Source organism: Micromonospora sediminicola, assembly GCF_900089585.1.
In the GTDB taxonomy this organism is placed as follows: domain Bacteria; phylum Actinomycetota; class Actinomycetes; order Mycobacteriales; family Micromonosporaceae; genus Micromonospora; species Micromonospora sediminicola.
In genome coordinates this window covers 1,300,329-1,321,743 of sequence record NZ_FLRH01000004.1, presented here as the reverse complement: position 1 = coordinate 1,321,743, position 21,415 = coordinate 1,300,329, and the positions used below count along the sequence as shown (strand labels likewise).

The window sequence follows — 21,415 nt, the reverse complement described above, 5'->3', positions numbered from 1 at the left end:
CCCGTACGACGACCTCTCGCGATCGTAGGGCAACAGGGGAACCACATCTGCCCCCTCGCGTCCGGTCGCCGATGGCCCGGACCGCGACCGGCCCGCCCCGCGTCGGCGATCGGGGCCGATCGCGGAGCCTCGCCCCGCCGTACGGGAATCGAAGCGGCCATGTCGCCCGCGTCGGATGTCGGACCGGTCGACTAGCGTCGGGAGGTCATGGAGTCGCGGTTCGGCGAGGAGATCATCGGGCGGGAGCACCCGGCCGGGCTGCTGCGTGCCGAAGTGGCCCGCGTGATCGACAGTCATGGGGGCCTCGTCCTGGTGACCGGCGAGCCGGGCATCGGCAAGACGGCGCTGGTCTCGGCCGCCGCCGACGAGGCCCGTCGGCGCGGCGCGCTGGTGCTGGGCGCCGCCTGCTGGGACTCCGACACCGCCCCCGACCACTGGCCCTGGGTCCAGGTGCTGCGCCGGCTGGCCCGGGCCGGCGACGACGACTCCGGTGCCCGCGAGGCAGCCGACGTCGGCCTGGTGGCCCTGCTCGGCGATCGCGCCGCCGTGCCGGCTGACCGTGCCGGAGGGAGCGACCACGGCGCCGGTCTAGGCGGGCCGGCCGACGACGGCGGTCGGGCCGAGTTCGACAAGCACGACGCGGTGACCACCGCCCTGGTCGCGGTGGCCCAGCACCGGCCGGTCGTGGTGGTCCTCGACGACCTCCACTGGGCCGACCCGGCCTCGCTGCGGCTGCTCCAGTTCGCCACCCAGCACACCTGGTTCGAGCGGCTGCTGCTGATCGGCACCTACCGCGACGCCGAGGTCGAAGCCGGCGACCACCCGCTGCGGCCACTGCTGCTGCCGCTGACCGCGAAGGCCACCACGATCACGCTCACCGGCCTCGGGCGGGACGAGGTGGCCGCCCTGATCACCCGCACCGCCGGTCGCGAGCCCGACGCCGACCTCGTCGACGAGGTGCACCGGCGCACCGGCGGCAACCCGTTCTTCGTCGAGCAGACCGCCCGGCTCTGGCACACCGACGGGCTGGCCGACACCATCGCCCCCGGCGTCCGGGAGGCGGTGCGTCGCCGCCTCGACCAACTGCCCGCGCCGGTGGTCGAGGCGCTCACCGTGGCGGCCGTGCTCGGTCGCGAGTTCCACCGTCAGGTCCTCGCCGCCTGCGTGCCCGCCCCGGCCGCCCAGGTCGACCGGCTGCTCGACCGGGCCGCCGCCGCCCGCCTGGTGCTGGCCCGGGGCGGCGGTCGGTTCGCGTTCGTGCACGACCTGGTCCGCGAGACGCTCTACGACGGCCTCGCCGAGGACGAGCGGCAGGCCCGGCACGCCGCCGTGGTCCGGGCCGTCGACCGGTCCGCCGCGGTGACCGACCGGCTCATCCCGGCCGACCTGGCCCGGCACGCCTGGCTCGCCGGGGCCGAGCTGGACCCGGCACGCGCCGGTGACCTGCTGCTGGCCGCCGCCCGCGACGCGAGCGGCCGGCTGGCCGTGGAGGAGTCGGTGCGGCACTTCCGGCGTGCGCTCGACCGCACCGACGAGCCCGCGCGCCGGGTGCGGGTGCTGCTCGAACTGGCCGGGCTGCTGCACCACGCCGGCGCGCCGGAGGAGGTCGAACGGCTGCTGGTCGACGCCGCCACGCTGGCCCGAGGGCTGGACGAGCCGGCCGTGCTGGCCCGGGTGGCGCTGACCGCCCACGGGCAGCACTCGGCCACCCGCCGCCGGCTCGACGCCGCCGCGCTGGTCCGCGAGGCGTACGGGCGGTTGATCGGCGAACCGGAGCCGGACCGGTCCACCGGAGCCCTGGTCACCGACCTCATCACCGCCACCGAGACGCTCGCCCGGCACGGCCGCGACGACGAGGCGCTCACGTTCAGCCTGTGGGCCCGGCACGACACCACCTGGGGGCTCGGCAGCGCCGAGGAACGGGCCGTGGTCACCGCCGAGATCCGGGAGGTGGCGCGCCGCACCGGCGACCGGGACACCGAGTTGTGGGCCACCTCGCTGCGCTGGGTCGCGTTGCTGGAGCTGGGCGACCCGGGCTACCGGCACGAGCTGACCGCGTTCGTGGCCGGCTGCCGCGAGGGCGACGTGGCCCGCCAGCGGATGGCGGCGACCGTCGACAGCGGCATCATCGCCGCCCTGCGGGGCGACTTCGCCGGCGCGGAGTCGTGCTACGCCGAGATGGAGGGCTACGGCGAGTGGGAACACTCCGACCACGCCTTCATGGCACACCACCTGCGCTGGACCCTGCTGCTCCTGCGCGGGCGTCTCGCCGAGGCCGAGGCCCTGCTCGACCAGGCCGGCGCGGGTCACCCGCAGGTAGAGCTGCTGCGCGGGATCACCGCCGCCGAACGCGGCGACACCGCCACGGCGCTCCGGCTCACCGCCGAGATCGAGGCCGCCGGCACCACGTACCCCCGGCCCGTGTCGCCGGTGTGGCTGCGCCTGCGCGCGCAGGCGGCGGCGGTCGACGGCGAGCCGGGTCGCTGCGCCGAGGTGCGGGCGGCCCTGGCCCCGCACCGGGGCCGGTGGATGGTCGCGCTGTTCGGCTGCGACGTGGCCGGCCCGGTCGACCTGTGGCTGGCCGGCGTGGACGCCGCGCAGGCCAGGTGGGACGACGCGGTGACCGGCTACGCGGCGGCCCGCGACGCCGCCGACCGGCTCGGCGCGCGTCCCTGGTCGGTGCTGGCCCGGGCCGGGCTGGTCGCCGCGCTGACCGGGCGCGGCGGGCCGGGCGACGCGGCCGAGGCGACCCGGCTGCGCGCCGCGGTGGTGGCCGAGGCGCGGGCGCTGGGCATGCCCCAGGTGGTCGACCGGCTGGGGTCGGCGGACGCCTTCGGCGACATCTCCGCCCGGACGACGGGGTTGCCCCCGGGTGGCGCTGCCCTCCCCGCGACGGAGCTGTCCGGGGGCGGGCGGGTCGAGGAGCAGGGCCGCGACACGCCGACGTCGGGGGTCGGTGGCACCGGCACAACTCCCTCCGGTGTGGACGGAGTCGACCCGGGGTGGCCGGAGTTCCGCCCGGACGGGCCGGTGTGGCGGCTCGCGTGGGCGGGTGTCGTGGTGCACCTGCCCGACGCCAAGGGCCTGCACGACCTGCGGCTGCTGCTGGGCCGGCCGGGCGTGGACGTGCCCGCGATCGACCTGCTCGACCCGGCGGCCGGGCCGGAGCTGGTCGCGGCCGGTCGGCTCGGCGCCGATCCGGTGCTAGACGACGAGGCGAAGGCCCGCTACCGGCAGCACCTGCGGCGGCTCGACGACGAGATCGACCGGGCCGCCCGGCGCGACGACGAGCGGCGGCTGGCCGCCCTGGACGCCGAGCGCGCCGCCCTGCTCGACCAACTGCGGGCCGCCGCCGGGCTGGCCGGGCGCAGTCGCCGCCTCGGCGACCAGGCGGAGCGGGCGCGCAAGGCGGTCACCGGCCGGATCCGTGACTCGCTGCGCCGGATCGACCAGCGGCACCCGGCACTGGCGTCCCACCTGCGTGACTCGATCACCACCGGCACCTCGTGCCGCTACCTACCGCCCGACCCGATCTCCTGGCGTCTCTGACGCCTCCTGGCCCGGCCCCGCCCCCGCCCTGGCTCGTCGATCTTGGAGTTTTGGCTCCCGAAGTACCCACTTATGTCGGATATGGCAGGTGCCACAACTCCAAGATCGATGAACTGCATCACGCTGCCGGCCGGTGGTGGTGGCGGGGTGGGGGATCCACGCGCGACGAGCCCGGCATGCGCCATCTCTCGGCCCGGCGAGCCCGTCTGCACGGGGCGAGCCGGCGGAGTCAGCCGGCATTCGGTCGTGTCCGTCGCGCGGGGTGAGCCCGTACCCCCGTGTGAGCCGCGGGGTGCGACGAGCCGCGTTCGCCGCCTCGGCCGGGCGGTTCGGCCGAGGCGGCGACGGAGCGGACGTCAGCGGCGGTTGTAGCGGTACATGGTCAGGGAGCCGAAGACCGCGACGAAACCGGCGCTCCACAGCAGCAGCCACATCGTGTTGGTGGCGTCCATCGAGCCGCCCATCGCGGCGCGCACCGAGGCGACCAGGTGGGTGATCGGGTTGACCTTGACGAACGCCTGCAACCAGCCCGGCATGGTGGACGGGTCGACGAACACGTTGCTCAGGAACGTCAGCGGGAACAGCACCATCATGCTGACGCCCATCACCGACTTCTCGCTGCGCAGCACCAGGCCGAAGAACGTCCACACCCAGGAGAACGCGAACGAGAAGACCACCAGCAGGCCGATCCCGGCCAGCACGCCGGGCACCCCGCCGTCCGGACGGAAGCCGAGCACCAAGCCCACGGCGAGGATGACCAGGGCGGCCAGCACGTAGCGCAGCACGTCACCGAAGATCATCCCGACCAGCGCCGCCGGCCGCCACACCGGCAGGGTGCGGATCCGGTCGAAGACACCCTTCTCGATGTCGTTGTTCAGGCCCACCCCGGTGTACATGGTGATCATCACGACGCTGGTCACCATGATGCCGGGCAGGAAGAACTGGAGGTACGCACGCGGGCTGTCGGCGAGCGCGCCGCCGAACAGGTACGTGAACATCAGCACCATGATGATCGGGAACGCGGTGACGTCGAACAGCTGCTCGGGCACGTGTTTGATCTTCAGCATGGCCCGCCAGCCGAAGGTCAGCGACGCGGAGAGCGGTCCCGGCCGGGCCGGTCGCTCACCGGGGGCGAGCACGGTCGCCAGCGCCTCGGCGGAGGGCACGTAGACGGACGGCGCGCGCCCGGCGGTGGTCGTCGCGGTGTCGCTCATCGGGCCGCCTCCAGCTCGTCGTCCCGCTCGTCCGTCGAGACGGCCGGGTGGTCGGTCAGGGCCAGGAACACCTCGTCCAGGCTGGGCTGGCCGAGGGAGAAGTCGTCGACGACGATGCCGGCCCGGGCCAGCTCGCCGAGGGCGCGGGCGGCCTGCTCTCCGGCCTCCAGGTCGGTGCCGTCCTCGCCGACCCGCGCGGTCAGCGCCACCGGGTCCGCCGCGAGCTGCACCGGCACGCCCAGCGTGGTCCGCAGCACCTGCTCGGCCCGGGACCGCTGCCCGGCGTCGCGCAGTCGCACGTGGACGGTGCCCGAGCCGACCGACGACTTCAGCTCGCCCGGGGTGCCCTCCGCGATCACCCTGCCGTGGTCGACCACCGCGATCCGGCCGGCGAGCTGGTCCGCCTCGTCCAGGTACTGCGTGGTCAGCAGCACGGTGGTGCCGTGCGCGACCACCGCCCGCACGATCTCCCACACCTGGTTGCGGCTGCGCGGGTCGAGCCCGGTGGTCGGCTCGTCCAGGAACAGCAGGTCCGGCGTGTTGAGGATGCTCGCCGCGATGTCGATCCGCCGCCGCATCCCGCCGGAGTACTTCTTCACCTGCCGGGCCGCCGCCTCGGTCAGCCCGAACGCGGCCAACAACGCCTCGGCCCGGTCCCGCGCGGCCGGCCGGCCCAGCCCGAGCAGCCGGCCCAGCAGGACCAGGTTCTCCGCCCCGGTCAGGTCCTCGTCCAGCGAGGCGTACTGGCCGGTCAGGCTCACCCGGGCGCGGACCGCGTCGGCCTGGGTCACCACGTCGTGGCCGAAGACCCGGGCCGTGCCGCCGTCGGGGCGCAGCAGCGTCGCCAGCACCCGCACCGCGGTGGTCTTGCCCGCGCCGTTCGGCCCGAGCATCCCGTACACGGTGCCGGCGGGGACCCGCAGGTCCAGTCCGTCGAGCGCCCGGGTCGAGCCGAACGACCGGACCAGGCCGTCGGCCTCGACGGCCAGGCCGGTGTTCCGGTTACTCATGATCACTACCTCTCTCCGTGGGTGTTCTCAGCAGGCGTACGGGCGGGCCGCGCGACCGTCGCGCAACGCCAGGCCCCACCAGCAGAGCTCGTCGAGGAGCAGCCGGACGTCCTGCCGGAGCCGTTCCTCGGCGTGCCCGGTGGGCTCGCCGTCGAGCAGGTCGACGCCGACGGTGTCCCGCACGGTCGTCGCGTGCAGCGCGGTGAAGACCGTCCGGAGCTGGTCGACCGCGTGCAGGCCGACCGACCGGCAGCCGTACGAGACGAAGCCGACCGGCTTGGCCTGCCACTCGTCGTAGGCGACGTCGATCGCCTGTTTCAACGAGGCCGGGAAGCTGTGGTTGTACTCCGGGGTGACCACGACGAACGCCTCCGCCCGCGCCACCCGCCCGGCGAACTCCCGCATCGCCGGCGTCGGCTCGGCGGGCAGGGCGGTCGGGAGGTCGTACCCGGCGAGGTCGATCTCCTCGACCACCAGCCCGTCCCGGCGGCGGGCCTGCGCGGCGAACCAGCGCCCGATCCGGTCGCCGACCCGTCCCTCACGTGTGCTGCCGATGAGCACGGCGAGCCGCAACGGCGTCATGCTGCCCTCCCTCGCTGCCGGCCTCACCCTGACGGCGCCAGACCGGGCGCGACGGTCCGCCAGATCGAATCTGGCGGGACACCTGTCGGGGGTGTCTGGTGCAATCGGGCGCATGGCAGAGGTACGCATCGTCCGGTGGGGCGTCGACGACCTGGCACTGCTGCGAGCGCTGAACGTCCCGGAGGTGCGGGCGCACACCGGCGGCCCGGAAACCGATGAGCAGGTGCGCGCCCGGCACGAGCGCTACCTGCGTGGCCCGGGCCCGCGCAGCGGGAACATGTTCACCGTGGTCACGCCGGACGGGACGAGGGTGGGCAGCGTCGGCTTCTGGCCGCGTGAGTGGCGCGGCGAGCAGGTGTACGAGATGGGCTGGGCGGTGCTCCCGGCCCATCAGGGGCGGGGCCTGGCGACGGCGGCGGTGCGCGCGGTGGTCGCGGCGGCCCGGGCGGCGGGTGACCGGCGCTTCGCGCACGCGTACCCGTCGGTGGACAATCCCCCGTCGAACGCGGTCTGCCGCAAGGCCGGGTTCACGCTGCTCGGGGAGACGGAGTTCGAATACCCGCCGGGTCGCCTGATGCGCTCGAACGACTGGCGGATCGACCTGACGGCCGGGTGACCGCGACGGGCCACCCGGCCGGACGGTCGATCAGCGGGCCGCGTCCAACCGGGCCCGCTGCTCGGCGGTCAGCTCCAGGTCGACCGCGCCCAGGGCCTCGTCCAGTTGCGCCACCGAGGAGAAGCCGACCAGCGGGATCGCCGGCAGGTCGCCGCCCATCAGCCAGGCCAGCACCACCTGGTTGACCGTGGCCCCGGTCTCGTCGGCCACCGCGCGCAGCGCCGCCAGCCGGGCCGGGGTCGACGGCAGGGCATACTCCTCGCCCAGCCGCTCCGACTTCACGTACGCCCCCTTGAGCAGCGGCGAGTACGCGACGAGCGTGAGCCCGGGCTCGGCCCGCAGGTAACTGGCCAGGTCCGGGCCGACCCAGCCGACGTCGCCGTCCGGGTCCAGCGCGTTCGGCAGGTCCACCCGCGACGGCAGGTAGCTGCGGTGGTACTGGAGCACCTCGTACCCGGGCAGGCCGGCCGCGGCGGCGATCGCGCGGGCCCGCTCGACCCGCCAGGCGCGGTGGTTGCTCGCGCCCAGCAGCCCGACGGTGCCCTCGGCGACCAGCTCGGCGAAGCCCTCCACGGTCTCCCGCAGCGGGACGTCGTGGTCCTCGATGTGGGCGTAGAGCAGGTCGATCCGGTCGAGCCCGAGCCGCTCGCGGCTGCGTTCGGCGGACTCGCGGATCACCTTCGCCGACAGGCCCTCCGCGTTGTCGAGGTAGCTGGTGCCGGGCGCGAGCGGACGGGCGCCGAGCTTGGTGGCGACCACCACCTCGTCGCCCACCCCGCGGCTGCGCCGCCAGCGGCCGAGCAGTTCCTCGCTCTCCCCGCCCTGGCCGCCGTTCTGCCAGAAGGCGTAGTTGTCCGAGGTGTCGACGAACGTGCCGCCGGCCTCCACGTAGCGGTCCAGGACGGCGTACGAGGTGGCCTCGTCGGTGGCGGTGCCGAAGAGCATCGCGCCGAGGCTGAGCACGCTGACCTCGCGGCGGGTGGCCGGGTCGGTGCCGATGGTGCGGTAGCGCATGGTGTTCCTCCCCGTCGGAGCGTTTCCGGCCACCCTGCCCCTTCGAGTGCGCGCGAAGTCAAACGCGACGGAGGGGCCCCGGTTCCCCGGGGCCCCTCCGTGACGTGTCCGACGGCTCAGCTCGGCACGTAGTCGAACGTGTCCGGGTTCGGGCCCTGCCGGCCGGCCTCGCCCCGGCCCAGGCCGGTGAGCCGGTCCATCGCGGCGTCGTCGAGCGAGAAGTCGAAGATCGCGAAGTTCTCCTCGATCCGCTTCGGGGTGGTCGACTTCGGGAAGACGATGTCGCCGCGCTGCACGTGCCAGCGCAGCACCACCTGGGCCGGGGTCCGCCCGACCTCCTCGGCGATGTCGACCACGGTCGGGTCGTCGAGCACCTTGCCCTGCGCGATCGGCGACCACGCCTCGGTGAGGATGTTGTGGGCGCGGTCGTACGCGCGCACCTCCTCGTTGCCGAAGTAGGGGTGCGCCTCGATCTGGTTGACCGCCGGCACCACGTCGGCCTCGGCGGCCAGTTGCTCCAGGTGAGCGACCTGGAAGTTGGACACGCCGATCGACTTGACCTTGCCCTCCCGCTGGAGGTCCTCCAGCACCTTCCAGGTGGAGACGAAGTCGCCGTCGTAGAGGGTGGGCAGCGGCCAGTGGATCAGGAACAGGTCGAGGTGGTCGAGCTTCATCTCGCGCAGCGACTGCTCGAACGCCTTGCGGGCGTCGTCCGGTCGGTGGAAGCCGTTGTTTAGCTTGCTGGTGACGAACACCTCGTCCCGGTCCAGCCCGGAGGCGCGCACCGCCTGACCGACCTCGGCCTCGTTGCCGTACATCTGGGCGGTGTCGATGTGCCGGTAGCCGATCTCCAGCGCGGTGCCGACCGCCTGCGCGGTGTCCTTCGGGTCGATCTGGAACACCCCGAAGCCGAGCTGCGGGATGGTGTTGCCGTCGTTGAGCGAGATGTCCGGAACGCGGTTGGCGGCCATGTCGATTCTCATCTCCGATCGTTCAGGGGTGCTCGGGAGCGCTTCCACGCGGTGGCTCCCGGAGCGTGCCACCCGGTGTCTCTACCCGCTCGCCCCGCGTCCTCACGGCCTCGGGACGGTGATCTGGGACAAGCCTCAGCCGGCGGTGAGGTCGCGCAGGGCCAGCACCGACTTCCAGTTGCGGACCGTCGCCGCCACGCCCAGGACCTTCTCCAGGTACGCGTTGGTGAACTTCGTCCGCCCGTAGCGGCCGGTCGGAAAGTGCAGGTGCACCTCCCGACCGGTCAGCGCGTACTCCATGTCCTCGCCGGCGGGCACGGCCAGCTCGCGGGCCCGCGCCGGCGCGGGCGCGGCGGACAGGAACGCCACCAGCACCCGGGTCGGGTCGTCCTGCCGCCCGGCGTACGGGCTGGCGTCGACCACGGCGGCCAGCTCGCCCGCGTCCCGCACCAGGACCGGCACCCGCAGGCCCAGCTCGTCGGCGAGGCGCTTCGCGATGCCCTCGGCGAGGACCTCACCGTCGGTGGGTGGGCTGGTGAACACCACGTTGCCGCTCTGCAGGTAGGTCTTGACGTCGGTGTGCCCGAGGTCGATAACGAGGCGTCGCAGGTCGGCCATCGCCAGTTGGGCGTTGCCGACGTTGACGCCCCGCAGCAGGGCGGCGTAGCGGGCCATCGATCCTCCTCGCGGCGGCGGTCCGGCCCAGCCTAGGTCAGGCGGAGGCCAGACGGGCGTAGACGTCGCCGGAGCGGCCGGTCGGGCGGTACGTCTCCAGCAGCCGCACCAGGCCGTCCGCGTCCAGCCAGCGCTCAGCGGCGAAGCGCATGGTCTCCACCGGGGAGAAGTTGTAGCGGTAGCCGCCCGCCCGCGCGCCCAGCCGCTCCACGAGGTCGAGCGCGGCGAGCGCGGCGTCGTGCGCCGGCGGGAGGTACTCGAAGGAGAGCCCGCGCACCGGCCGGCTGAGCCCGGACAGCACGTCGACCTCGAAGCCCTCGACGTCGACCTTGCAGAACGCCGGCTCGCCGTGCCGCGCGACCAGGTCGTCGAGCGTCACCACCGGCACCTCGACCGAGCGGTCCCACCGGACCTTGGCGAAGCTCGGGTCCGCCGTGACCGAGTCGATCCAGGACGACGACATGGTGGACACGGTCGGCGTGGCGGAGGACAGCTCCAGTCGCGCCTGCCCGGCCCGGGCCCCGACCGCGGTGGGTTCGATCACGACCCCGTCGTCCCGCCCGAAGGCCAGGCGCAGCACGCGCAGGCAGTCCGGCTGCGGCTCGACCGCGACCACCCGCGCGCCGAGTCGCCGCCAGGTGCGTACCCGCCCGCCGACGTGGGCGCCGATGTCGAAGCCGAGGTCGCCGGGGGAGAGGAACTGCCCGTACAGCTCCCGGGCGCGCCGGTGCTTCGCCGGCTGGCCGTGGTAGATGGCCAGGGAACGGGTGATCCCCCAGGCCCGCGCGAGCATCGTCACGACATTCCTAACTGTGAGTGCGGGACTGCGGTCCGAACGTCCGCAGGAAGCGGTCGCGGAACGACTCCATCGGCCAGACCGGGGCGTCCGGGGCCGGGTTCAGGCCGTCCTGCCAGCCCCATCCGGAGATCCGGTCGAGCACGGCCGGATCCTTGGCCACGATCGTGATCGGCACGTCCTTGTCGGCCCCCTCGCCGGTGATCGACCGGGCCGGCTGGTGGTCGCCGAGAAAGACCAGCACCAGGTTCTCGTCGCCGTACCGCTGGACGTAGGAGATCAACGTGCGCAGCGAGTAGACGATCGACTTCCGATAGGCCCGGCGGGTGCCCTCGTCGGCGCGGGGGGCGCGGTTGGTGCCGGTGAAGACCGACCCGTCACCGAGGTCGTCCCAGTCGACGAGTTTCGGCACCGGCGACCACGGGATGTGGCTGGACAGCAGCGGGATCTCGGCCATCACCGGTGCGTGCCCGGGTGCCCGCTCCGCGCGCTGGAACGCCTCCAGCGTGAACTGGTCCGGCGGCGAGGAGAAGCTGAACGTCGGCCCCCGGTAGCCGAGATCCTCGGCGCTGTAGACCCGGTCGGGGGCGAAGAAGTCGGCCTCCGGCCAGGCCCGGGTGAGCGCCGGCATGACCAGCGACGTCCGCCACCCGGCGCGCCTGAACGCGCCGTTCAGGGTCAGGCGGTCGCTGCGCACCAGGTTGGTGTAGCGCAGCTGGTTGTCCGCCCGGATGCCGCTCATCAGCGTGGCGTGCGCCAGCCAGCTGCCCCCGCCGGTGGTGGACGAGGTGAGGAACGCGCTGCGGCTGCCGTAGCCGGCCGCGCGCAGTTGCCGCGTCCCGTCGTCGAGGATGGCGTCCACCTCCGGCGCCAGCTCCGGGTCCTCCACCGCGACCCGGCCGTAGCTCTCCACGAACGTGACCAGGACGTCCTTGCCGCGCAACCCGGTGAGCAACTGGTCGCCCGGGGCGTCCTGGAACGGGTCGCCGGCGAGCTGGGTGCGCAGCCGCTCCTGGTCGTGCAGCCCCGAACGCACCTGCCCGGCGCGGTCGTACACGCCGGTCGCGACCGTGTCGGCGGCGACCGGTAGACCCGGGACGACCTGCGCGCCGAGCACGGCGCAGACCACCCAGGCGGCCGCGAGCGCGGTGGCGGCGCGGGTGCTCGCGACCCGGTGCCGGGCCGCGACGCCGGCCAGCCGCCGCACCGACAGCGTGACCAGCACCGGTACGGCGACGACCGCGGCCACGGCCGCGACGACCGCGCCCACCTGGGCGGCCCGGCCGTAGGACTCGGCGAGGAACTCCGCCCCGGCGGCGAGGAAGGCCCAGTCGGCGATCAGGTCGAACGGGCGGTCGAGGACCGTCGAGAAACCGAGGTCGACGATGGTCAGCACCAGGACCAGGCCGAGGAGCGCGCCGAGCAGCGTGGCCAACACCCGGCGCGGCCGGGCCGGCAGCACCAGCAGCAGGGCGACCGCGACCAGCCCCTCCACCGGGATCCGGAGGAACGCGGCCGGGGCGAGCAGGTCCACCTCGTTCGGCAGGGTCAGGGCGACCAGCACGAGCACGGCGGCCAGCGCGGTCACCACCAGGGCCGGCACGCGCCGTCGCCGAGGCGCGGCGCCGTCCGTGACGGCCTCGCCCGGGCCCTCGTCCGCCGGCTCGGCGTCCCCGGACGCGAGAGCGTCGTCGGTCGGCCGGCCGGACGCGGGGGCGTCGTCGGTCGGCGGGGCTGCCTCGGCTTCGGCGTCGCTCGTGGCGCGCGCCGTCTCGTCCCGCTGCGGGCGGGACGGTTCGTCGTGGGTCACGGCCGCCGCGCCCCGACCTCGGCCGGACGGCGGGTGACCAGCACGCGGGTGCCCGGCTCCCACTCGGCGCGGGGGGCCACCGGCGCGGGGGAGACCGGAGCGGCCGGAAGCGACGCCCGCCGCGCCCGGTGCCGCCACAGCCACCACACGTCCCGGCCGAAGGACTCGACCAGCAGCGCGAGCGCGCCGACCACCGCCGCGACGGCCAGCGGCGCGGGCAGCACGTCCGCCGCCACCACCGCCAGCACGATGCCCTGCACGGCCGCGACGGTCTTGCGCCAGTAGCGCGGCGGCAGCGTGCCGTTCAGCCACGGCAGCACCCAGCCGGCCGCGACGAAGGCGTACCGCATCGCACCGATCACCAGCACCCAGGGGCCGACCTGGTCGGCGACGTGGACACAGAGGACCAGGACGAGGAAGGAGTCGGCCTCCATGTCGAAGCGGGCGCCGAGCGCGCTGACCGTGCCGGTGCGCCGGGCCACCTGGCCGTCGACCCAGTCCAGGGCGAGCGCGACGGCGGTCAGCCCGACCAGCGCCGGGACCGACACCGGTCGGCTGAACGAGTCCACCACCAGCGCGGTCACGCCGCCGGCCAGGGTGGCCCGGCTCAACGTGACCCAGTCGGCCGGCCCGAGCCGGCGTCCGCCCGAGCGCCGCAGCCCGTGGCTCAGCGCCGCGACCATCACCACCCCGCAGAGGAGGCCGGCCAGCCAGCCGTACCGGCCCAGGCCGACCGTGCCGTGGAGGCCGGCGAGCACGCCGACCTGGAGAATCGCCCCCGCGAATGGATCAGTTCGGAACGCAGACACCATGCCTCCGAGGTAGACGTCATGACCACACGTGTGTACGCAGAACATGCCCGTTCGGTTCGTTCTGATACCGGAAACTCACGATCACGAGTGGCTTTCATGTGAAACGTCCGTCCGGCCGGGCCGCCCGTGGTTGATTCGGTGCCGTGCCCGGACCCTACGGCGCGGCCGACCCGCACCGCCACGCCACGCTGCTGGCCGCCGCCGACCGGCTCGAACTCGCCGGGCGGGCGGCCGAGGCGCGGGACCTGCTCGCCGCCGAACTCGCCGCCGACCGGGCCGGCGCGGCCGACCGCGCCCTGCTGCGCGGACGGCTCGGTGCCGGGTACGGCCACGACCACCCGGCCGCCGCGCTGACGTACCTGGGTCTGGCCCGCTCCGGTGTGCCGCCGGAGCGCCGGGCGTGGTCGCGCGCCACCGAGGCGTGGGTCGCCGCGCGGGTCGGCCACCCCGACGCCGACGCCCTGCTGCGCTCGGCGGGCCGGGCACGCGCCGCGTACCCGGCGCCGGCCGCCGCCGTGCGGCTCACGCTCGCCCGGGCCGCCCGCGCGCTGGCCACCGGCGCGGTGCCCACCGCCGGCGACATGCTCGCCGCCGTCGACCCCCACCACCCGGCGGTACGCGGGGAGGCCGTCGCGGTCCGTCTCGACCGGATCGAGGTCCAGCTCGCGCTCGGCCGGTACGAGGACGCGGCGGCGGCGCTCGACGCCGCGTACCCCGATCTGCCGGCGGTGGCCTGGCCGGCGCTGACCGCGTGGTCCGGCCGGCGGCTGCTCGCGGTCGGCGCGCTGCCGGAGGCGGACGCCCGGGCCCGGCTCGCCCTGGACCGGCCGGCCGTCCCGCTCGGCGTGGAGGCCCGCGCCGCCCTGACGGCGGTACGCGTCGAGGTGGCGTACCGGACCGGGCGGCCGGAGCGGGCGCGGGCGCTGCTCGCCGACGCCCGGCCGGCCCGGTCCTGGCCGGACCGGATCCCGTACGCGTCGCTCGGCCTCGCCGCCGCCGGCGACCCGGAGCCGGCGCGGCACCGGGACCTGCTCCGCGCCGTCGTGGCCGACCTGACCCGCACGGCGCGTCCGCTGCTGGCGGTCGCCCACTGCGGCCCGCGTCTGGTGCAGGCGCTGCTGCTGCTCGGTGACGCCCGCCGGGCGAGGGCGGTGGCCGACCGCCTCGCCGAGGTGGCCGGGCGGACCCCCGTACCCCTCTGGTCCGGGCTGGCCGGGCACGCGGACGGCCTGGTCCGCCGCGATCCGGAGGCGCTGCGGGCGGCGGTACGCGCGCTGCGCCGGGCCGGCGCCCGGCCGGCGCTGGCCGACGCCCTGCTCGACCTGGCCCGGTCGCCCCGGGTCCGGCTGCCCGAGGCGCGCGCGGCGGCGCGGGAGGCGGCGGCGGTGTACGGGCGGTCCGGCGCGACCGGTGACCAGGAGACCGCCGAGCGGTGGGACGGGCATCTCGACGTCACCCGCCGCCGTCCGGCGCCCCGGCCGCCCGGGCACGGCCTGGCCGCGCTGACCGCCCGGGAGGCCGGTGTCGCCGACCTGCTCGCCGCCGGGGCGACCAAGCAGCAGGTGGCCGGCCGGCTGCACCTGTCGGTCCACACGGTCGACACCCACGTCCGGGCCGTCTACGCCAAGCTGGGCGTGCGCAGCCGGCTGCAACTGGCCCGCCTGTGGGACGCACGGCCGGTCAGCGCACCACCGGACGCTTCTCCCTCGGCAGCGCCTCGATCATCTCGCGGGGCAGGTTGAGCGTCGCGGCGCTGATCTCCGCCGGCAGGTTCGCCATCCACTGGGTCAGCGAGATGTCCTCGAACCGGGGCTTGCGGAACATCTCCAGGAACACCAGCGGCTCGTCACCGACGTTCTCGATGTAGTGGCCGTAGGCGAACGGCACGTAGCCGACGTCGCCGGCCCGGAAGTCGAACGTGCGGGCCACGCCCGTGCTGGCGAACACGCCCATCCGGCCGTGCCCGGAGATCCAGTACTGCCACTCGTCGTCGGTCGGGTGCCAGTGCAGCTCGCGCAGGCCGCCCGGCTCGATCTCCACCAGCGCCGCGCAGATCGCGGTGGAGGCGGCGAAGTTCGCCGAGTCGGCGATCCGGACCGTGCCGCCGGGGAAACGCTGCGGGGCCTGGGCGAGCAGCCGGTGCTTGAACGTGCGGGGCACGTCGCCGGTCGGGCTGACCACCCGGTCCTCGGTCAGCGGCGGCGGCACCTCACCGGGGAAGATGTACTTCTCCCGCTCCGGCAGGCTCTCCATCTGCTCCATGGTCCAGCCGAAGTTCTTGGCCAGCACGCTCCGGGGCGTGTGCGCGAAGAAGTCGCTGAGCAGGAACGTGCCGTTCTCCGAGAACGCGCCGTCGTCGAAGACCAGCAGGAACTCCACCCCCTCGTCGAGGGCCTGGATGTGGTGCGGCACGCCGTGCGGAAAGAACCAGAGGTCGCCCTGCCGCACGTCGTCGAGGAAGTTGCGGCCCTCCTGGTCGACCGCGCCGATCCGGCAGCTGCCGGAGATGACGTACGCCCACTCGGCCTGCTTGTGCCAGTGCAACTCCCGGTACGCCCCGGGCTCCAGCGCCATGTCCACGCCGGCCAGTTCGGTGGCGATCGGCAGCTCCCGCTGGGTCACCTCGCGGGTCCAGCCGCCGCGCTCGATCCGGGTGTGCGCGTCGGAGAAGGAGAACTTCAGGTTGGGCAGCGTGCCGGAGTCGGTGGGCGGCGGCGTCAGCACGTCCGGGTTCTCCCGGTCCCGGGTCACGTCGCGCGGTCCGGTGTCGCGGCTTCCGGCGCCGGCGCGTACCGGCTGGGGCGGGTCGGCGGAGGTCATGCTCGGCTCCTTCGGTAGGTCGGTGCGGTGCGGACGGGGCGGGGCGCCCGGAGCAGCGCGCGGGTGGCGGCCGGGCCGTCGCGCAGCGCCACCGCGACCGGTACGCCGAGGCAGGTCAGGCCGACGGCGGCGGCGGCCCAGGGGAGCCCCGCGACGGCGAGCGCGGCGGCGGCCAGCAGCAACGCGGCGAGCCGGCGGCGCAGCCCGGCCGGTGGGGAGACGTCGGTCATGCGCCGATCGTCCGGCGGAGGACCGGGGGCCCACATCACGTGTTCACGGGATCCCGGATTCCTCCACTTGCACGTAGCTACGTACTTACGTACATTGGTGGACGTGGCGACTGTGGAGGAACGGCTGGCGGCCCTGGAGGCGCAGGTGGCGCGGCTGGTCGGCGCGGCACCGCCGGCCGAGGCCGACGACACCGCGCCGGAGGACATGTTCTGGGCGCTCGCCGGCCTGAAGCGGCGGGTGCCCGCAGACGGCCCCGGAGCGGTGCTCTACACCGGCACCGTCCACACCGCCGACCGGCACTACGACTGGCAGTACGGCGCCACCGTCGACGACCTGCTCGACGGCGACTGGCCGGCGCTGGCCGGCACGCTCACCGCGCTGGCCCACCCGGTTCGGCTGCGGCTGCTGCGGGAGATCCTCGGCGGCCGGCACGGCACCGCCGAACTGGCCGACCTCGACGGCCTCGGCACCACCGGGCAACTCCACCACCACCTGCGGCAACTCGCCGCCGCCGGCTGGCTGCGCAGCGGCGCCCGCGGGCGCTACGACATCCCGCCCGAGCGGGTGGTGCCGCTGCTGGCCATCCTCACCGCCGCGCGCCGCTGACCGACCCCACCCCACCCCGACGGGAGGCAGCACCATGCGTACCCCGACCGTCCTCACGGTCGCCGCCGGCCTCGTGGCCGCGGCCGCCGCGACCGGCCTGGCGCCCCGGGCCCCCGAACTCGGCCGGCAGCAGACCGGCGACGCCGAGCTGGCCGCGACCGTCCGCGCCGCCGTCGACGACCCCGATGGCCTGCGCGGCCTCGCGGTGGCCTCGATCGAGGACGGCCGGATCCGGGTCGCCGGTCTCGGCGACCGGGCGCCGGGCGGGCCGGCCGTCGAGCCGGGCACCCCGTTCGAGATCGGTTCCGTCGGCAAGCCGCTCACCGGCATGCTCCTGGCCCACCAGGTGGCGTCCGGCGCGGTCCGCCCCGACGACCGGCTCGGCACCGTCCTGCCGGGCGTCACCGGCCCGGCCGGCGAGGTCACGCTCGCCGAACTCGCCAGCCACCGCGCCGGGCTGCCCCGGCTGCCGACCGGCCCGTCCACCTGGGCCGGAGCCTGGTGGACGTCGCTGACCGCCGGCAACGCCTACGCCGGCGACGACGTGGACCGCGTCGTGGCCGACACCGCCGGGCTCGAGCCGGGCGACGGGCGCGGCGCGGTCTCCTACTCCAACCTGGGCATGTCCCTGCTCGGCCAGGGGCTCGCCGCGCAGGCCGGTGTCGGCTACCCGGAGCTGGTCGGGCGGGACGTGCTGCGTCCACTGGGCATGACCGCCACCGTGGTCGCCACCGGGCCCGACCAGCTACCCGCCGCTCGGGCGGAGGGCGCCACCGCCGGCGGCCGGTCCGCCGACGCGTGGGTGGGCGCCGGCTACGCCCCGGCCGGCATCGGCGTCTGGTCCACCGCCGAGGACCTGGCCCGGCTCACCGCCGCGATGCTCGCCGGCACCGCGCCCGGCGTCGACGCCGCCACGCCCCGCTTCGACGCCGGGGGTGACCGTCGGATCGGCTACGGCTGGTTCACCAGCCGGTACGGCGACCGGGAGATCGTCTGGCACAACGGCGGCACCGGCGGCTTCCGGGCGTACGTCGGCTACGACCGCGCCGCCGGCCGGGGTGTCGTGGTGCTCGGCAACACCGCCCGCGACCTGGACGCGCTCGGTCTGCGGGTGCTCGGGGTCACCGGCGACGCGGCGAGCGAGTCGACCGGTCTGCCGGGCTGGATCGGCGGCGGGCTCGCGCTGGCGTTCACGTTCCTCGGCGGCCTGTCGCTGTGGAGCGTCGCCCGCCGCGGACCGGACCGGACCACCGTGCTCTCCGCCGCCGTCTGGGCGGTGCTCTACCTCGGCCTCGCGCACCGGCTCGGCGACTGGTCGGTGGTCCCGGGCTGGCTCTGGCCGCTCGGCGCGGCGCTGAGCGGGGCGGCCCTGGTGCCCGCCGTCCGGCGGTGGCGGGACCTGCCCGTCGTCGCCGGCGCGCCCCGCTGGCGGCGCGCGACCGGCACGGCGCTGTCCCTGGCCTTCGCCGGGCTGGCGGTGGCGGTGATCGCCGCCTGACCCGCCGGCGTCCCCGGACAGGCGGGCGGCGCGTCGGCAGAGGCTGTCGGAGTCAGGCGGGGCGGCGGGGTGGGAGGCCCAGGGCGGCGCGGACCTTGCCGGCCGTCCGGTCACCGGTGTGCGCCTCGGCGGCCTTGATCTCGCGGCGCAGCACGGCACTGCTCCCGGCCTCGGCCGCCAGCTTCCAGTGCCGCAACGCGATCTCGTGCTCGGCGAGCAGCGCGGTCATCGGCGCCTGCACGGCGGCCGGCCAGCGCGTGCCCCGGAGCTGCTCCGCGCAGGCGGCATTGGCGGCGGCGACCGCACCGGCCCGCTCCCGCACCGTCCGCCACTGCCGACCGGCCTTCATCGCTTCCGCCACCTCGTCCCGCGCGATGTCGTACGGCGCGACCAGCGACAGGTAACGCCCCTTCGCCTCCTTGACGGTCAACGCCGCCGGCGAGGTCGGCGGGGCGCTCGACGGCGGCGGCAGGGCGACCTGTTCGGTCCCACCGCCGCAACCGGTGAGCAGCAGGACCAGGACCAGGGCCGGAGGTGCGAGCCGAGGACGCACGGGGCCTCCCATCGGGCGATCGGGGGCCCCGAGTGTAGGCCGCCCCGCCCCGCCCCGTCGCCCTGCCGCGACGACCAAGGAGTTCGCGTCGGGGGCGAGCACCCGATCCGACGCGAACTCCTTGACCGACGGGGGCGGCGTGGTCCGGGGTCAGTGGTTCCGGGGGTGGGGGAGCAGGCGCCAGTACTGGCGTTTTCCCTCGTCGCGCACCACGACGCCGAGCCGGGCCAGCTCCCCGTGCAGCTCCCGGGCCTCGTCGCCGTGGCCGCGGTCGACCGCCCGCTGCCGGGCCCGCAGCAGGGCGTCCGCGCCGGGCGGCAGCCCGGGCAACCCGGCCACCCACCGCCGGTAGGCGTCCCGGTGCGGGTCCTGCCCGGTCCACGGCCAGCCCTGCCGGGTGAACGCCGCGCGCAGCCGCTCGGCGCTCAGGTCGGACCGCTCCCGGGCCAGCTCGCCCCCGGCGTCGTACAGCAGGACCAACGCCCTGCCGTCGACGAACACGCCGGTGACAGCGGCCCGGGCGACGTCCCGGCCGTGCCCGTCGCGGTGCAGCCGCACCGACCGGTGGCCGACCGTCACGGTCAGCCGCTCCCGGGCCCCCAGGAACGCCAGCACCAGGCCGGCCAGCGCCGCCACCCCCGCGCCGACCGGGTACGCCCGCTGGTCCGGCCACCGGTCGAGCAGCTCGAACACGCCCTGGAAGGGGAACCAGGCCAGCCCGGCGATCCAGCCGGACACGGCGGTCAGCCCGGCGCCCAGTCCCGCCCCGAGCAGCGGGAACCCGACCCACATCAGCACCTGCTCGCCAGGCCCGCCGTCGACCACGACGACGTCGCCGGGTTCCCGGGCCGCCACGGTCAGGACACCTCCCGCCGCAGCGTGCGCACCAGCCCGGCGGCCAGCGGGAGGACCATCCAGACGGCCAGCGAGACACCGAGCCGGCCCCACTGCCCGGCGGTCACGTCCGGGCCGAGCAGCGGCTCCATGGTGAGCGAGGTGTCCAGCCAGCCGGCCGGCTCCCGCAGCGCCTTGATCATCGCCGACAGCACGCTCCACACGGTGGGCAGCAGCAGGTAGGTGACGATCGCCAGCGGCGTGTTCAGCAGCAGCAGGCCGAATCCGGCGCCCATCAGCACGTTGGCCACCTGGAACACCGCCGCGTACGGCAGCAGCTGCCAGTCGAACGTCCACGCCCCGGCCCCGCCGGTGGCCCGGGCGGCGAGCGTGCCGACGGCGGCGACCGCCAGGCTGACCAGCACCGAGCCGAGCGCGGCCAGCACCACCGCGACGAGCTTGGCGGCGATCACCCGCTGGCGGCGGGGCACCAGCGCGAACGTGGTCAGCGCGGTGCGCTGCGACCACTCGCCGGTGATGGAGAGGATGCCCAGCACCGGCAGCAGCAGCCCCACCGGCAGCAGCGACGGGGTGAAGAAGGCGGTGAAGGTCTGATCCTCCGGCTCGACGACGAAGAGCTGCACCACCACGATCACGGCGGCGATCAGCCCGATCGTGACGAGCAGCCAGCGCCCGGCCCGGGTGTCGGCGAGCTTGCGCAGCTCCACCCCGGTCAGCCGGGCCAGTGAGGGACCGGAGACGACCGGCTCGCGCCGGGCCGGCGCCGTGGTGGGGACGGTGGCGGTGGTCATCGGACGGCCTCCTTGGTCGACGCGCCGGCGGTGAGGGTGAGGAAGAGCTGTTCCAGGCCGCCGGTGCCGGCCGGGCGCAGTTCGGTGAGGACCAGCCCGGCGTCGGCGGCCGCCTGGCCGACCTCCCCCGGCTCGGCCCGGACGACGAAGCCGCCGTCGGTGCCGGCGGTGGCCGGCAGCGCGGCCCGGTCCAGGGTGAGCCGCAGGGCGTGCTGGTCCCGGGCGCGGACCAGGGTGCCGGCCCCGGCCAGCAGCTCGTCCTTGCCGCCCTGGGCGACCACCGTGCCGCCGCCGATGACCACCAGCCGGTCGGCCACCGCCTCCACCTCCCGCAGCAGGTGGGAGGAGAGCAGCACCGTGCCGCCCCGGTCGGCGAAGTCGCGCAGCAGGCCGCGCATCCAGAAGATCCCCTCCGGGTCCAGGCCGTTGGCCGGCTCGTCCAGGATCAGCACCCGGGGGTCGCCCAGCAGCGCCAGCGCCAGGCCGAGCCGCTGCCGCATGCCCAGGGAGTACGCGCCGACCCGCCGTCGCGCGGCGGTCTCGTTCAACCCGACCAGGTCCAGCTTCGCGGCGACCTGCCCCCGGTCCACGCCCATGGTGCGGGCGGCCAGGGTGAGCGTCTCCCGGCCGGTGCGCCCGGCGTGCTGGGCCGAGGCGTCGAGCAGGACGCCGATCTCCCGCCCGGGGTTGGGCAGCTCACGGTAGGGCCGGCCGGCGACCGTGGCGCCGCCCGAGCTGGGCGGCGTCATCCCGCAGATCATGCGCATCGTGGTGGACTTGCCGGCGCCGTTCGGGCCGAGGAATCCGGTCACCGTGCCCGGTTCGCAGCGGAACGTCACGTCCTCGACGGCGGTGTGCGGGCCGTACCGCTTGGTCAGGTGGTCGACTTCGATCATGCCGAGAAGCCTGCCGGGGCCACCCGGTGATCCGCTGCGGCCGCCGGTAGCTGCCGGCGCCGACCGAGGTTCACCGCAGACGTCGACTTTGGTAGCTGGCAGCCGGTCCGGACGGC

General features: G+C 75.3%; 20 protein-coding genes. 5 read left to right on the top strand and 15 right to left on the bottom strand.

Annotated features, from left to right (window positions below; all coding sequences use genetic code 11):
* Positions 1–207: 207 nt before the first annotated feature.
* The gene (locus tag GA0070622_RS27700) at positions 208–3,549 is read left to right on the top strand and encodes an ATP-binding protein (RefSeq protein WP_091581221.1); all 3,342 of its coding nucleotides are present in this window, start codon (positions 208–210) and stop codon (positions 3,547–3,549) included.
* Between the two features lie 356 nt (positions 3,550–3,905).
* Here the strand turns inward: GA0070622_RS27700 and GA0070622_RS27695 are convergent, their stop codons facing one another.
* Genes GA0070622_RS27695 through GA0070622_RS27685 form a run of 3 tightly spaced genes read right to left on the bottom strand, consistent with a single transcriptional unit; the run spans position 3,906 to position 6,355 of the window.
* Positions 3,906–4,763: an ABC transporter permease gene (locus tag GA0070622_RS27695; RefSeq protein WP_091581216.1), complete on the bottom strand. Its 858-nt coding sequence runs from the start codon at positions 4,761–4,763 to the stop codon at positions 3,906–3,908.
* Positions 4,760–5,773, bottom strand: a complete 1,014-nt coding sequence (locus GA0070622_RS27690) for an ATP-binding cassette domain-containing protein (protein WP_091584111.1) — start codon at positions 5,771–5,773, stop codon at positions 4,760–4,762. Before GA0070622_RS27690 ends, GA0070622_RS27695 begins: the two co-directional genes overlap by 4 nt.
* A gap of 27 nt (positions 5,774–5,800) precedes the next feature.
* Positions 5,801–6,355, bottom strand: coding sequence for an NADPH-dependent FMN reductase (locus tag GA0070622_RS27685; RefSeq protein WP_091581212.1), 555 nt, complete (start codon positions 6,353–6,355; stop codon positions 5,801–5,803).
* Positions 6,356–6,467: 112 nt separating this feature from the next.
* Here GA0070622_RS27685 and GA0070622_RS27680 point away from each other — a divergent pair, with 112 nt between their 5' ends.
* Entirely contained in the window at positions 6,468–6,971 is a 504-nt protein-coding gene (locus GA0070622_RS27680; protein ID WP_091581208.1) for a GNAT family N-acetyltransferase, read from the top strand.
* A 30-nt stretch (positions 6,972–7,001) separates the two neighbouring features.
* Here GA0070622_RS27680 and GA0070622_RS27675 read toward each other — a convergent pair whose 3' ends face one another.
* From GA0070622_RS27675 to GA0070622_RS27650, 6 genes are all read right to left on the bottom strand, one after another.
* Entirely contained in the window at positions 7,002–7,985 is a 984-nt protein-coding gene (locus tag GA0070622_RS27675) for an aldo/keto reductase (protein WP_091581204.1), read from the bottom strand.
* 116 nt (positions 7,986–8,101) lie between these two features.
* Positions 8,102–8,956 carry an aldo/keto reductase gene (locus GA0070622_RS27670; RefSeq protein ID WP_091581201.1) on the bottom strand — a complete coding sequence of 285 codons (855 nt, stop codon included), beginning with the start codon at positions 8,954–8,956 and terminating at the stop codon, positions 8,102–8,104.
* 135 nt (positions 8,957–9,091) lie between these two features.
* Positions 9,092–9,631 (bottom strand): DUF1697 domain-containing protein, encoded by a 540-nt coding sequence (locus tag GA0070622_RS27665; RefSeq protein WP_091581198.1) that lies wholly within the window; start codon positions 9,629–9,631, stop codon positions 9,092–9,094.
* A 37-nt stretch (positions 9,632–9,668) separates the two neighbouring features.
* Complete coding sequence (locus tag GA0070622_RS27660; RefSeq protein WP_091581194.1) at positions 9,669–10,424, bottom strand: FkbM family methyltransferase; 756 nt, start codon at positions 10,422–10,424, stop codon at positions 9,669–9,671.
* A 13-nt stretch (positions 10,425–10,437) separates the two neighbouring features.
* Positions 10,438–12,237: an alkaline phosphatase family protein gene (locus GA0070622_RS27655; protein ID WP_245666855.1), complete on the bottom strand. Its 1,800-nt coding sequence runs from the start codon at positions 12,235–12,237 to the stop codon at positions 10,438–10,440.
* Complete coding sequence (locus tag GA0070622_RS27650; protein WP_176710580.1) at positions 12,234–13,049, bottom strand: CDP-alcohol phosphatidyltransferase family protein; 816 nt, start codon at positions 13,047–13,049, stop codon at positions 12,234–12,236. The genes GA0070622_RS27655 and GA0070622_RS27650 overlap by 4 nt, the downstream gene beginning before the upstream one ends.
* A gap of 143 nt (positions 13,050–13,192) precedes the next feature.
* Here GA0070622_RS27650 and GA0070622_RS27645 point away from each other — a divergent pair, with 143 nt between their 5' ends.
* The gene (locus GA0070622_RS27645; RefSeq protein ID WP_091581187.1) at positions 13,193–14,791 is read left to right on the top strand and encodes a helix-turn-helix domain-containing protein; all 1,599 of its coding nucleotides are present in this window, start codon (positions 13,193–13,195) and stop codon (positions 14,789–14,791) included.
* On the opposite strand, the gene GA0070622_RS27640 is transcribed toward GA0070622_RS27645, so the two are convergent.
* Positions 14,730–15,869, bottom strand: a complete 1,140-nt coding sequence (locus GA0070622_RS27640) for an oxalate decarboxylase family bicupin (RefSeq protein WP_091581184.1) — start codon at positions 15,867–15,869, stop codon at positions 14,730–14,732. The two genes, GA0070622_RS27645 and GA0070622_RS27640, sit on opposite strands and share 62 nt — an antisense overlap.
* Entirely contained in the window at positions 15,866–16,099 is a 234-nt protein-coding gene (locus tag GA0070622_RS27635; RefSeq protein ID WP_091581179.1) for a hypothetical protein, read from the bottom strand. The genes GA0070622_RS27640 and GA0070622_RS27635 overlap by 4 nt, the downstream gene beginning before the upstream one ends.
* Before the next feature lie 103 nt (positions 16,100–16,202).
* Between GA0070622_RS27635 and GA0070622_RS27630 the strand changes: the two genes are divergently transcribed.
* Entirely contained in the window at positions 16,203–16,706 is a 504-nt protein-coding gene (locus GA0070622_RS27630) for an ArsR/SmtB family transcription factor (RefSeq protein ID WP_091584105.1), read from the top strand.
* Positions 16,707–16,740: 34 nt separating this feature from the next.
* Positions 16,741–18,204 carry a serine hydrolase domain-containing protein gene (locus tag GA0070622_RS27625; RefSeq protein WP_091581174.1) on the top strand — a complete coding sequence of 488 codons (1,464 nt, stop codon included), beginning with the start codon at positions 16,741–16,743 and terminating at the stop codon, positions 18,202–18,204.
* A 52-nt stretch (positions 18,205–18,256) separates the two neighbouring features.
* On the opposite strand, the gene GA0070622_RS27620 is transcribed toward GA0070622_RS27625, so the two are convergent.
* The 4 genes from GA0070622_RS27620 to GA0070622_RS27605 all read right to left on the bottom strand — a co-directional run bounded on the left by GA0070622_RS27620 (position 18,257) and on the right by GA0070622_RS27605 (position 21,299).
* Positions 18,257–18,757, bottom strand: coding sequence for a hypothetical protein (locus GA0070622_RS27620; protein WP_091581170.1), 501 nt, complete (start codon positions 18,755–18,757; stop codon positions 18,257–18,259).
* Positions 18,758–18,907: 150 nt separating this feature from the next.
* Positions 18,908–19,612, bottom strand: coding sequence for a YqeB family protein (locus GA0070622_RS27615; protein ID WP_091581166.1), 705 nt, complete (start codon positions 19,610–19,612; stop codon positions 18,908–18,910).
* Positions 19,613–19,614: 2 nt separating this feature from the next.
* Positions 19,615–20,403, bottom strand: a complete 789-nt coding sequence (locus GA0070622_RS27610; protein WP_091581163.1) for an ABC transporter permease — start codon at positions 20,401–20,403, stop codon at positions 19,615–19,617.
* Positions 20,400–21,299 carry an ABC transporter ATP-binding protein gene (locus GA0070622_RS27605; RefSeq protein WP_091581160.1) on the bottom strand — a complete coding sequence of 300 codons (900 nt, stop codon included), beginning with the start codon at positions 21,297–21,299 and terminating at the stop codon, positions 20,400–20,402. Before GA0070622_RS27605 ends, GA0070622_RS27610 begins: the two co-directional genes overlap by 4 nt.
* Positions 21,300–21,415 lie beyond the last annotated feature (116 nt).

What these genes read in the sequence shown, in the direction of transcription:
- GA0070622_RS27680 (WP_091581208.1), top strand. Translation starts at nt 6,468, where the DNA reads ATGGCAGAGGTACGCATCGTCCGGTGGGGCGTCGACGACCTGGCACTG.
- GA0070622_RS27685 (WP_091581212.1), bottom strand. Translation starts at nt 6,355, where the DNA reads ATGACGCCGTTGCGGCTCGCCGTGCTCATCGGCAGCACACGTGAGGGA.
- GA0070622_RS27700 (WP_091581221.1), top strand. Translation starts at nt 208, where the DNA reads ATGGAGTCGCGGTTCGGCGAGGAGATCATCGGGCGGGAGCACCCGGCC.
- GA0070622_RS27610 (WP_091581163.1), bottom strand. Translation starts at nt 20,403, where the DNA reads ATGACCACCGCCACCGTCCCCACCACGGCGCCGGCCCGGCGCGAGCCG.
- GA0070622_RS27625 (WP_091581174.1), top strand. Translation starts at nt 16,741, where the DNA reads ATGCGTACCCCGACCGTCCTCACGGTCGCCGCCGGCCTCGTGGCCGCG.
- GA0070622_RS27675 (WP_091581204.1), bottom strand. Translation starts at nt 7,985, where the DNA reads ATGCGCTACCGCACCATCGGCACCGACCCGGCCACCCGCCGCGAGGTC.
- GA0070622_RS27640 (WP_091581184.1), bottom strand. Translation starts at nt 15,869, where the DNA reads ATGACCTCCGCCGACCCGCCCCAGCCGGTACGCGCCGGCGCCGGAAGC.
- GA0070622_RS27635 (WP_091581179.1), bottom strand. Translation starts at nt 16,099, where the DNA reads ATGACCGACGTCTCCCCACCGGCCGGGCTGCGCCGCCGGCTCGCCGCG.
- GA0070622_RS27695 (WP_091581216.1), bottom strand. Translation starts at nt 4,763, where the DNA reads ATGAGCGACACCGCGACGACCACCGCCGGGCGCGCGCCGTCCGTCTAC.
- GA0070622_RS27670 (WP_091581201.1), bottom strand. Translation starts at nt 8,956, where the DNA reads ATGGCCGCCAACCGCGTTCCGGACATCTCGCTCAACGACGGCAACACC.
- GA0070622_RS27660 (WP_091581194.1), bottom strand. Translation starts at nt 10,424, where the DNA reads ATGCTCGCGCGGGCCTGGGGGATCACCCGTTCCCTGGCCATCTACCAC.
- GA0070622_RS27650 (WP_176710580.1), bottom strand. Translation starts at nt 13,049, where the DNA reads ATGGTGTCTGCGTTCCGAACTGATCCATTCGCGGGGGCGATTCTCCAG.
- GA0070622_RS27605 (WP_091581160.1), bottom strand. Translation starts at nt 21,299, where the DNA reads ATGATCGAAGTCGACCACCTGACCAAGCGGTACGGCCCGCACACCGCC.
- GA0070622_RS27690 (WP_091584111.1), bottom strand. Translation starts at nt 5,773, where the DNA reads ATGAGTAACCGGAACACCGGCCTGGCCGTCGAGGCCGACGGCCTGGTC.
- GA0070622_RS27665 (WP_091581198.1), bottom strand. Translation starts at nt 9,631, where the DNA reads ATGGCCCGCTACGCCGCCCTGCTGCGGGGCGTCAACGTCGGCAACGCC.